This window comes from Armatimonas sp., assembly GCF_964826245.1.
In genome coordinates this window covers 1-10,637 of the sequence record NZ_CBAYMC010000154.1, presented here as the reverse complement: position 1 = coordinate 10,637, position 10,637 = coordinate 1, and the positions used below count along the sequence as shown (strand labels likewise).

At 57.3% G+C, this 10,637-nt stretch carries 10 protein-coding genes, 1 tRNA gene and 1 pseudogene; 8 read left to right on the top strand and 4 right to left on the bottom strand.

Translation table 11 applies throughout. The features are described from left to right. The first annotated feature begins 312 nt into the window (after window positions 1-312). The gene (locus AC1XOS_RS14700; protein ID WP_481962976.1) at window positions 313-1,089 is read left to right on the top strand and encodes a TatD family hydrolase; all 777 of its coding nucleotides are present in this window, start codon (window positions 313-315) and stop codon (window positions 1,087-1,089) included. Here the strand turns inward: AC1XOS_RS14700 and AC1XOS_RS14695 are convergent. Then, window positions 1,072-1,560 (bottom strand): hypothetical protein, encoded by a 489-nt coding sequence (locus AC1XOS_RS14695; protein ID WP_481962975.1) that lies wholly within the window; start codon window positions 1,558-1,560, stop codon window positions 1,072-1,074. The two genes, AC1XOS_RS14700 and AC1XOS_RS14695, sit on opposite strands and share 18 nt — an antisense overlap. A 31-nt stretch (window positions 1,561-1,591) precedes the next feature. Between AC1XOS_RS14695 and AC1XOS_RS14690 the strand changes: the two genes are divergently transcribed. The 5 genes from AC1XOS_RS14690 to AC1XOS_RS14670 all read left to right on the top strand — a co-directional run bounded on the left by AC1XOS_RS14690 (window position 1,592) and on the right by AC1XOS_RS14670 (window position 7,001). Further along, window positions 1,592-2,671, top strand: a complete 1,080-nt coding sequence (locus AC1XOS_RS14690) for a murein hydrolase activator EnvC family protein (protein WP_481962974.1) — start codon at window positions 1,592-1,594, stop codon at window positions 2,669-2,671. Between the two features lie 269 nt (window positions 2,672-2,940). Next, on the top strand, window positions 2,941-3,216 hold the full coding sequence (locus AC1XOS_RS14685; protein ID WP_481962973.1) for a PEP-CTERM sorting domain-containing protein: 276 nt from the start codon (window positions 2,941-2,943) through the stop codon (window positions 3,214-3,216). Window positions 3,217-3,303: 87 nt separating this feature from the next. Next, window positions 3,304-4,302, top strand: coding sequence for an NAD(P)/FAD-dependent oxidoreductase (locus tag AC1XOS_RS14680; RefSeq protein WP_481962972.1), 999 nt, complete (start codon window positions 3,304-3,306; stop codon window positions 4,300-4,302). 195 nt (window positions 4,303-4,497) lie between these two features. Continuing rightward, window positions 4,498-5,271, top strand: coding sequence for a SigB/SigF/SigG family RNA polymerase sigma factor (locus AC1XOS_RS14675; RefSeq protein WP_481962971.1), 774 nt, complete (start codon window positions 4,498-4,500; stop codon window positions 5,269-5,271). Continuing rightward, a complete protein-coding gene (locus AC1XOS_RS14670; RefSeq protein ID WP_481962970.1) occupies window positions 5,268-7,001 on the top strand; it encodes a M61 family metallopeptidase in 1,734 nt (577 codons plus the stop codon). Before AC1XOS_RS14675 ends, AC1XOS_RS14670 begins: the two co-directional genes overlap by 4 nt. Here AC1XOS_RS14670 and greA read toward each other — a convergent pair. Then, the gene (greA, locus tag AC1XOS_RS14665; RefSeq protein ID WP_481962969.1) at window positions 6,991-7,515 is read right to left on the bottom strand and encodes a transcription elongation factor GreA; all 525 of its coding nucleotides are present in this window, start codon (window positions 7,513-7,515) and stop codon (window positions 6,991-6,993) included. The two genes, AC1XOS_RS14670 and greA, sit on opposite strands and share 11 nt — an antisense overlap. 134 nt (window positions 7,516-7,649) lie before the next feature. On the opposite strand from greA, the gene AC1XOS_RS14660 reads away from it, so the two are divergent. Next, window positions 7,650-7,723: transfer RNA gene (locus AC1XOS_RS14660), tRNA-Arg, on the top strand. Window positions 7,724-7,801: 78 nt separating this feature from the next. Here AC1XOS_RS14660 and AC1XOS_RS14655 read toward each other — a convergent pair. Next, complete coding sequence (locus tag AC1XOS_RS14655; RefSeq protein WP_481962968.1) at window positions 7,802-8,719, bottom strand: hypothetical protein; 918 nt, start codon at window positions 8,717-8,719, stop codon at window positions 7,802-7,804. Further along, window positions 8,703-10,055, bottom strand: coding sequence for a BNR-4 repeat-containing protein (locus AC1XOS_RS14650; protein ID WP_481962967.1), 1,353 nt, complete (start codon window positions 10,053-10,055; stop codon window positions 8,703-8,705). Before AC1XOS_RS14650 ends, AC1XOS_RS14655 begins: the two co-directional genes overlap by 17 nt. A gap of 117 nt (window positions 10,056-10,172) precedes the next feature. On the opposite strand from AC1XOS_RS14650, the pseudogene AC1XOS_RS14645 reads away from it, so the two are divergent. Continuing rightward, window positions 10,173-10,637: pseudogene (locus tag AC1XOS_RS14645) on the top strand (hypothetical protein); the annotation flags it as partial.

The window sequence follows — 10,637 nt, the reverse complement described above, 5'->3', positions numbered from 1 at the left end:
CGGCTTTAACGGACTCTTGAAGAAGGCGCTTGCCCTCAGGGAGCAGTTCCGTTCCGATATGCGAGCGCAGATCCCGCGTCTTCGGATCTATAGTCTGGTACTCTTCCTCAATTCCAATATTAAACGTCGGCGACATGGTCTACTTTACCTGAATACGTCGTGCTCTTGCATGGCCGAAGGCGACGGGCGCAACCAACGACCCGAAAGCCTACGGTGTCGAGGGAGTCCCAGAAACGATCGAGAGTGTCGTCCCTGTGCCGGAGACCAAGGCCATGCAGGCGCTTCTCACGGCCCTACGGTAAGATGCCCAAGATGATCGAGACACACGTACACTTTAACAACGACACTTTAGAGCGCGACCTGCCCGGTGTTTTAGCACGCGCCACCGAGGCAGGCGTCACGGATTTTGTGGTGGTCGGCTTTGACGAAGCCTCGTCGGAGAAGGCTGTGGCGCTGGCCGAAGAAGACGCTAGGATCTGGGCGGTGGTCGGGGTGCACCCGCATGATGCCAAGCACTGGAATAGCAAGATCGCCGAGCGCCTGCATGGCTGGGCTGGCAATCCACGCGTGCTGGCCATTGGGGAGATCGGGCTGGACTTCTACCGGGATTTATCGCCACGCGACTTGCAATACGCCGCCTTCCATGCCCAGCTAGAGCTTGCCCGAGAAGTGGCGCTGCCCGTGGTCATCCACTGCCGCGATGCCTACGACGAGTGTCTGGCGCTCTTAGAAGCTGAGGCGGCGGATATTCCCCTGATCATCCACTGCTTCGCCGGAGAGCTGCGCCACGCCGAGATTTGCTGGAAACACGGCTGGTTTATGGGAGTAGATGGCCCGGTGACCTACAAGAAAAACGACGCGCTTCGTGAGATCGTAAAGGCAACCCCAGCGGAGCTCTTGCTGCTTGAAACCGATGCGCCCTATCTCTCGCCAGAGCCGTTTCGTGGCAAGTTCCCCAACGAGCCCGCACGCCTCACACATGTTCGAGACACCCTCGCCGTGATTCGCTGTACCACAGCCGATGCGATAGACACCCAGACCACTGCCAATGCCCGCCGCGCTTTCCCGAAGCTACTTGGGAATGGCTAGAGTCAGGGTTTTCTCGCCAAGCTTTGCCAGAGAAATGTCGGCAGCGAGCTTGGTGTCTTGGTCGTCTTTGACAAGGATCTCAGGGGTTCCCGAGCCCGTGCCCGTTTCGGTAGCTGTCTTACCGTTGGAGCCACGCAGGCGCAGCTCCCACTGCCAGTCGTCACCAGAGCCTTTGGTGAAGATCACATCACAGAGCCAGGTGTGGCAGCCCCCGATTTTCGTGGGATCGTTGAGCTTGTAGACGTCACTTAAGCTTGCCTTGCCCTCGGAGATGCTGGGAACCGTCCAGTTGCGCTCCCCTAGCAGGCTCCACTGGTAGTGAAGCGTCTCCGGGGTCTCTTTGACTTTTACCGCCAGCACGCGCACAGAGCCCGCCGCGGGGCTGGAGAGACGCTCCGTGCCTTTGGGAGTAGGACGAGGGCAGCCTGCCAGAAGCAGCGCAACAACGAGAAGAAAAGCAAGACGAGTCACGCCCTATTGTATCGCGCGGTACAATTCTTCGATGCGCAAGCCGCCCCAAAGTAAAAAATTACGGAAAACAACTCTCAAGAGCAAGCTCTCCGCCACCCAGCAGCAGCTCAGTGCAGTCCAAGGACAGCTCGTTGCTGCGAAACGCTCGGAAGATGCCATCGTGCTAGAGCTTTCCCAGATCGAGGCGCAGCTCTTGAGCACACGCCAGAAGCTTGCACAAACAAAAGCACGGCTCAGCCGGACGCGTGGTGAGCAGCAAAAAGTGGCGGGGCTACTCACAAAATCCCAGAAGCAGCTCACAGACACGCAACATAGCCTCGCGCAGCGCATGGCCTCCAACTACCGTCAAGGCCCGGTGCGCTATGCCTCCGTGCTGCTAGGAGCGCACACCATGGGTGAGCTCGTCAGCCGCGCCCAGCTTGTCCGCTCCATTGTCAAGTACGAGTCCACGCTCATCGCTAAGATCAAGGCAGGCCGCGAGCAAGTTGTCAAGTGGAAGGTTCTTCTCGATACGAAAGCACAGCAGATTCGCCAGCAAGAGCTTGGGCTAGCGAGCCAACAAGAGACCGAGGCGCAGCTGGTACAAAAGCGCCGGGGGGTGCTGGCCGAGGCGCAGGCCGCTCGCACCGAGATTGAAGCGGAGTATGCCCAGCTTGCTGCCGACTCGCAGGAGATTGCCAAGCGACTCCAGGCGCTAGAGGGCATGCCTCTGCCGGGGGCATTTGCGGGTAAGCTGATCCAGCCCGTGGTGGGTCGCGTTGTCTCAAGCTTCGGTCCACGCTTTCATCCCATTCTCAAGATCCAACGCCTCCATGCCGGGGTAGACTTTGGTGCAGGCACAGGCACCCCGATAGTCGCTGCGGCCTCGGGAGTCGTGGCCTTCTCGGGAGTCATGCGCGGCTACGGCAATGTGGTGGTGCTGGATCATGGCGGGGGCATCTCCACACTCTATGCCCACTGCTCGGTGCTTCTAGCCCATGAGGGAGAGAGCATCGAGCAAGGGAAAGTGATCGCCCGGGTCGGCGCAACGGGTCTTGCCACAGGCCCACACTTACACTTTGAAGTGCGCCGAAACGGCACGCCCATAAATCCAATTGGCGGCGGATTTTAAAGTAAAACTACGAGTTTATTCATGCTCTCCATAAAGGTAAATAGGAGCGTTTCCTATATTGATCTCAAGGAACCTCAACACGAATGAAGCGCATCTTGACTCTGATTACCCTAAGTTTCGCCCTATCGGCTCTCACCTTGGCCTCCTCTTCATCTGCCCAAACACTGGCAACGAGCGTAAAAACCGCAAGTAAGAAAGCCAAGACAGCACTCAAAAGCTTCCCCCCTAGCACCTCGAGAGCGACCTCGAGTGACGATAGTACAGATCGTGTGCAGTGGGGAGAAGGTCCGGCTCAGCCAACACCCGATCCGATTGCCTTTACACCAACCCCTGTTCCTACTCCTGATCCAGGCTTATCGGAGAGGCAAGATAGCAATGATTTGGAGGGGCAAGAGAGCAATGATTCGGAGGGGCAAGAGAGCAATGATGTTGCGGCAACCCATCGCTCTCGTTCGACAGGTTCCTCCGTGCCCGAGCCGACGACACTTGCCTTGCTGGCGCTGGGCGGACTTGCTCTTAGCCGTCGCCAGAGACGCGTGAAGTAGCCGCTAGACAGAAGATAGCCGTGGTAGAATAGTCCTGCGAAGCCGCGCATCCCCTCAGGGTGCGCGGTTTTTCTTATTAGGACAGCTATGGATCTCTACGACTTTACGATTATCGGTGGTGGCCCCACGGGTCTCTTTGGTGCCTTCTATGCGGGCCTGCGCCAGATGCGCACCAAGGTTATTGACTCCATGCCTCAGCTTGGGGGTCAGCTCTCTGCTCTCTACCCGGAAAAGTACATCTACGATGTAGGGGGCTTCCCCCGTGTTCTGGCCAAGGACCTCGTTGCCCAGTTTGCCGAACAGGCGCTTCAGTACAACCCGACAATCAGTGTGAATGAAAAAGTCGTGACTCTGGAGCGTGTCGGTGGAGAGAGGGCTGATGATGGTCATCTCGTCCTTACGACGGAAAAAGGCGCGGTTCACTATAGTAAGACAGTTCTGATTGCCGCCGGAGTCGGGGCCTTCATGCCACGTAAGATGGACATTCCCGATCTGGATCGGCTAGAGGGCATGGGAGTTCACTACTTTGTCACCGATCCCACCGCTCTTGAAAACAAGCGACTTGTGATTGTCGGCGGCGGCGACTCCGCGTTCGACTGGGCGATGGCACTTGGTCCCAAGGGAGCCTCTTGCCTTCAGATCCACCGCTCAGACCGCTTCAAGGCCCACGAAGACACCATCCAGAAAGTTCAAGAGCTAGAGAGTGTGGATCTTCGTACGTTTTTTGAGCTGAAGGCCATTCATGGCGAGGACAAAGTTGAGGCAGTCACGATCTTTGACAACCGCACGGGAGAAGAAGAGCGTGTGGAGTGTGATGCGCTCCTGCTCAACCTGGGATTCTTAACCAATCTTGGTCCTATCAAACAGTGGGGGCTCGAGATCGAGAAGAACACTATTAAAGTAGACAGCACCATGCGCACCAATATCCTGGGAGTCTACTCTGCTGGGGATATTTGCAGCTACGTTGGTAAGCTCAAGCTAATTGCGACCGGCGTGGGCGAGGCAGGGACCGCAGCAAACTTCGCCAAGACCTACCTTGATCCAGGCTCAAAAGCCTTCCCTGGACACTCATCGGAGCTACATTAGGGCCTTCGTCATCCGCCGCTTTCCTAGTAAGCACAGCAGGTATGCAATACTTATCATAGAAAATTAAACTACCAGGGCAATTTATGTTGTAGGATAGAGGCACGAAAGATGACGACAGGCACTCTGCTGGAAAATCCAACAAATCTCGGGATCCAGACTGAGCAGAAATTATTTCCGTTCAGAGAGGGTAGTTCCATGACCGAGCTGGAGCGTCTCCTGTGCGAGTATGTAGCCTCGCGTAACCCTCAACTTCGGGATACCCTAATTCTCCATCACCAGCGACTTGTACGCTCTATTGCCCTACGTTTCGTCGGGGGAGATGAGCCCCTGGAGGACTTGATCCAAGTGGGCAATATTGGCCTGATCAATGCTCTGGATCGCTACGACCCGCGCCAAGGCACACGCTTCTCCACCTATGCCACCCCCACGATCTTAGGAGAGATTCGCCGCCACTTCCGCGATAAGGCGATCGGCATTAAGATCCCTCGCTGGCTGCAAGAGCTCCAACAAGCGGTTCGCCGAGTTAGCACGGAGCTCGCTTTGGCACAAAGCCATTTGCCAACCCCGCAAGAGATTGCACGACGCTTAGGTGTAAGCGAGGAGCATATACTGCTGGCAATGGAGTCGCAGGAGGTCAGTAGCCTGATCTCCCTCGACAGTCACCTGGATAATCGCTCGACTCTAGACAGCACCACCCTGATGGATATTGTCGGGAAAATAGATCGGCTCCTGTTCGAGTTTGAGAGCTTTGCTGATTTGCACACTGCCCTCGCGACTTTAGAAGCCCGTGAGCGTGAGGTGATTGCCCTGCGCTTCTACGACGAGCTGAGCCAGGCCAAGATCGCGGAGAGGCTCGATATCTCCCAGATGCATGTCTCACGCCTCCAGAAACGTGCCCTGAGTCAGCTACGTGACTTTCTCGCCGACGAGCCCCCCACAACGCCGCGTCGCACTCGCCGCAAGCCATGACTCCCCCGGCTCATGTCACCTACACTGTGCAAGTAGCCGATCTGGCGACAACGCGCTACCGAGTGTCCGTTAAAGCCGAGGGGCTCCGCGATCCCGAAGTGGCCTTTCAGCTCCCTGCCTGGACACCTGGCTGGTATGTCCTACGTGGCAACGAGCGCAACCTAAGTGGTTTCTCCGCCACAGGCCCCACGCAAAAGCCTCTCCCCCTAAAGCAGAGCGATGCGCACACCTGGCGCGTGAGTACGGAGGGAGCCGCAAGTGTCACGTTCTCCTACGATCTAAAAGCCTCAGATACGGGCTTTGGCTTCTTCGAGCCCTATCTGGATCGTCAGCACGGCTTTGTCCCTGGCCCGGCGGCCTTAACTTATGTTGTTGACGGCAAAGAGGCCCCTTGCACCATTGACTATCAGCTCCCCAAGGGCTGGCAGGTGGCCAGTGGGAACACTCCGGTCGCTGGCAAGCCGCACACTTTCTCTGCCCCAAACTACGACACGCTCGCGGATCAGCCTGCGGAGCTGGGGACGTTCACACGCATAGACCGCACGATCCAGAGTACTCCGTTCTCCGTGGTGTTTACCGGCGGCGATCCGACGCGCTATGCACGCTGGGCCGAGAGCGTTTTTAAGATCGCCCAAGCGGGCATCCAGGTCTTTGGTGGGGCTCCGTTTGAGCGCTATGTCTTCTTCTTTCACTTTTCGCGCGAGGGTAGCTTTTTTGGAGGACTAGAGCACCTCAATAGCACGGTACTGCGGCTAGACCCGTCGAACTTGCGGCAGCCTGATGCGGAGAATCTCACCATTGTGGCGCATGAGTTTATCCATGCCTGGAACATTAAGCGCATCCGTCCTGCGGCTCTGGGGCCATTTGACTACATGCGCCCGGTTCGGGTAAGAGATCTCTGGTTTGCCGAGGGCGTGACGGACTACTTCGCACCTCTATTAACCGTGATGGCGGGACTGGGAACACAGCGGTTCTGGCTCGGCTATCAGGCCGAGCAGCTTACCCAGCTTCAGAGTAATCCCTCACGTCACCGGGTCACCTTGGAAGAGACATCCTCTAAAGTCTGGGAGAGCCAAGAAGAGTCAGAGGGCTACGGAGGGCTTTCTTACTACAATAAGGGGTTGGTGGTAGGCCTGCTCCTAGACATTGAGCTGCGTAAGCGCACGGCCAATACGATCGGGCTGATAGATGTCCTCAAAGACCTCCTTGCGCAGTGTCAGAAGAGTGGTCGGGGCTACGCCGAAGGTGAGATTGAGCGAACGGCCTCCCGGCTTGCCAAGAGCGATCTCTCGTCTTTTTTTGAGCGGGCACTTCGCTCCACCGACGAGCTACAAATCATAGAGCAGCTTGCAGCCGGCGGGATTCTGGCGGAAGCGGCGGTGAGCAAGTCGGCGACTTTAGGGATTGGCTGGGATCTTTCCCAAGTGGGCCAAGCCAAAATCGGGATCGTCACGCCACAAGGACCTGCCGCCAAGGCGGGTTTACTGCCAGGCGATGTGATTCTGAGTGTGGATGGTCAGCCGCTAGAAGCGCTGCTCGGGGGGGCGTTTACCACGCAGAAACCTGGAGATACTCTGCGGCTGACCTACCAGCGCAGTGGAGTGACTCAGCAAGCAACACTGACTCTGGGTACAGAAGAGGCGACCTCGTTTCGACTGCGCCCTGCTCCCCGCCCAACCACATCGCAGGCGGGGATACTAGCTGGCCTCAGCGGCAAGCCTACTTTGTAATAGATGTCACTTCGTAGGCAATAAGACCATCAGGGGTCTTCACTTCGACGCTCTCTCCAACATGCTTGCGCAGAAGTGCTTTGCCAATCGGCGACTCATCGGAGAGAAGATCCCGATCCGGATCCGCTTCGTAGGACGAGACTAAAGTAACCGTCCAGTCGTCGCCAAAGTTCTTATCCTGGATTGTCACAATGCTTCCCAGCCCGACATGATCCGTCGGGATATCGGAGTCACGGAGAATCCGAGCACGTCCCACAATGCTCTTGAGATCCATGATGCGCCCCTCAACAAAGGCTTGAGCATTCTTGGCCGCTTCATACTCAGCGTTCTCGGTGAGCTCGCCGTAGTCCTTTGCATCCCGGATTCGAGCCGCTACCTCGTGACGGTCCACCGTCACCAGACGATTCAGCTCTTCTTCGATTCGTTGATGTCCTTGACTTGTCAGGACAATTACTTCTTCTTGTGTTTCCATCACCAGCATACGATGTGCCTCCCCGGACTCTCGTCCGATCATCGGCGGCTACTCCCGCTCAATTTCCTAAGTAGTACGAAGTAAGAGAAAGAAAGTTCCCCGAATTAGTACCAGGCCCAGATTTTTTTTCGGGGTCGTGATATAATTGGCTTACCAGCGCTTGGTCTGGAGTGTTTGGCTTCGTAGCTCAGCGGATTAGAGCATCGGTCTTCGGAACCGAGTGTCAGGGGTTCGAGTCCCTTCGAGGCCACTTTTCTTTCTCTAAACTCCATCTTGCCTTCCTGAGACAGTCCTCAGTCCAGAAAGTTGCACTAAAGTTTATTTCTGTTTATGGGGTGCCCGTGCGTGGCCCGATGTACGCCGTGGCCAGAACAATATCACCGAACCAGACCGAGTTCGTCGGCTTGAGGCGGCTACGATTTCGCCGCAGTGCTTCCTCAGTAACATAGTGCTCTAGCCAGAAGTTATTGAGCTTGAGCTTATCCGATGTGCGCCAGCGAAACCCCTCGAAAGGCTCGCCGCCAGACTCAGGAAGCGTGAAGCCCTGCCCCGTCCATGGACCACGGCGCACGCCCGGTGCGACATGCAGGACGAGCTTGCCATCGAGCCAAAGCGCCAGCTCGCCATCGGATTTTTCGGGGGTGGAGTTGAGCTTGGTCATGAACTCGACACACTGCCAGCGGTCTTTCGGAACCAGCAGCGGCTTGTCCGGCCCGATTCCCGCGCCCCAGTAGCGTCTGTCGGCGCTCTTTTTCATCTCGTGCCAGTAGGTATAAAAGTTCCACGCGCCCGGGGCCGAGTAGCGCCCATTGAAACCGAAGGGCTCGATACCCACAGAGAGCCTATCGTCGCCATTGGGTTTATTTCCTGCCTGTGGGTTGGGCCAGCGCACGGGGGGATTGTGCCCTCCCATCCAGACAAAATGGTGGATGTAGTCGGCATCGGGCTCGAAGCGCACATAAAACTGGGCAAAGAGTGTCTCGGTGGCGCGAGGCAGAAGTGTGAAGAGGTGCCCTCCATTGTTCTCCCCCAGAGTCGCCGTGATCTTGAGCGCCCGTCGCCCCTCTTTACTCTCTAGTGCCAGCGGCTTGCCTGCTTTATTGGAGATATCCGACCACTTCATCTTCAGTGAGGCAATATCACCCGATTCAAAGTCCTCTGTCAAGATCACCGCTGCATGTCGGGCGATCCCTTTATCGCCGGGGAACTGTGCGGCCAGCCCCTTGCCTTCAGGAAGTTTTTGCATAGTTGTAGGGTGTGGGGGAAGCCGTCTCCGTCGGCATTGCCTCCGGGAGAGTAAAGACAGCTCCTGTCTTTGTCGCAAAGTAGAGCTGCGAGAAGTGGGGTGCTTTCAGATCGTCGAGTGGGTCGCCATCGGCCCAGAGGGCATAGAAGCCCGGATGGGCATCGAGCGGACGGCGCACATAGGTATGGTTTCGAGTGGCGCTAGGCGTAAGAGATGCCTCCTTGCGCCAGCTCTGCCCAAAGTTTTGCGTCGTCCAAACAAAGACCTCACCGCCTGTTGTCCCCGGCTGGGGGCCGGGGCCAGTGGGCGCCATCATCCGCCACTGCCCCTCGCCTTCGATATAGAATGAGCCATGATCGTAGTTATGATCCGACTCCGTGACGGCATTTCGCTCCCAGCCTGTCCCGGTCCAGCGTGCTGTCCACCACTGGTACGGGCCACTCTGTGGCCCCAGCTCAAAGCCCTTGCTGGTTAGGTAGAGCACGATGACTCTCCCTGCCGCATCGTAGCCAACATCCTTGAGGTAGACCAGCTTGCCCTCCTTCTGGTAGTCAAAGACCAGCGCGGGGTTGGGAGTCTGGGTGAGCGGCAGGGTCAGTTTCTCGCCGGAGATACTCGCCCAGCTCTTTCCGCAGTCGCGGCTCTGCATCAGATAGAGGTTCGTGCGGGCGTTGAGGCCGCCTGGGCTGGGGTGGTAGTCAAAGACCGTAGTCAGCACGCCGCGCTTGGTGTCGGGCCAGCTAATCTGATAGTGCCCCTGCGCGATAAAAGCCGTGGGCTGTGGCTCGTCCCACGTGCGCCCGTCGCGGCTGGTCTGGCAGAAAAGCCCCCGCCCCTTGCTGTAGCGGGTGTGTAAAAAAATAAACCCATACTTCTCCAACCACCAGGGCTGGCCATAGGAAAAGTTCGTCTCAAGGATGCGTTCCCAAGCATCTATCTCATAAGGCTTTACGCTCCGATGAATAAACGACGGCCTCCCCGTTCCATGGGAGTTCGAGAACACCCAGAGGTAGCCATCGCCATCTATAGCCAGAGTCGGGTTGTCGTGGGCATCGTCGGTTTTCTTGTCGAGAAGGAGCGCCGGGCGCGGGACAGTGCCCGTCTTATGGTCGAAGTAGCTCACCGCATGCCAGAGCGTATTCTTCCCCGGCGGCGTCGCTCCGTACACAAAAAACGTCTTCTGGGCTTTTGGTGCATAGATCGCGATCGGGACATGCTGCTGAGGATAGGTCGCAAAGCCTCCACTGTACTTGTAGCGTAGAGGGCTTTTGACAGGCTGGTTCATGTACCAGATTCCCCGATAGCCCGTGTCGCGTTCTGCTCTGAAAGTCGCCATAGAGCATTATACGCCACCAAGTATTTCGTGAGCGAAAGTGCAACCCGCGATTCGCAGGATGTAGAGGCAAGGCCGGGCATTTGTGGCGATTCCCTCTGATTAGAGATATACCATTCCGTGAAGAAAAACGACAATCCTAAGCCAGGGAAGAAATCCCTGCCCTTCGGCGCGAAGCCGACTACCCCGAAATCCGCTCCTCGCCCTGCGGCGAAGAAGCCCACGGGTGCCAAACCTCCCTACGCGGATAGGCCGTCTTTTGCGCCAAAACCTGCCGCAAAACCAAAGCCAGAGTTTGCACCAAAGCCGGAGTTTGCTGCATCCAGCGAGTCCGAAGCGCCGCGTGTGACCAAGCCACGAGCCGTCAAGCCAGCCTCTGCCCCTGCTGCCCCAAATGCCCCAAAGCCGTCTGCTGAGCCGATTGTGGAGATCCCCCTGCCGGGCTTTGCGGAGCTGGGCCTGCCGGAAGCGCTACTAGCGGCCATTACGGTGGCGGGCTTTGAGTCTCCGACGCCCATTCAAGCACGGGCCATTCCGGTTCTCCTCGAAGGCAAGGATCTGATCGGTCAGGCACAGACCGGCACG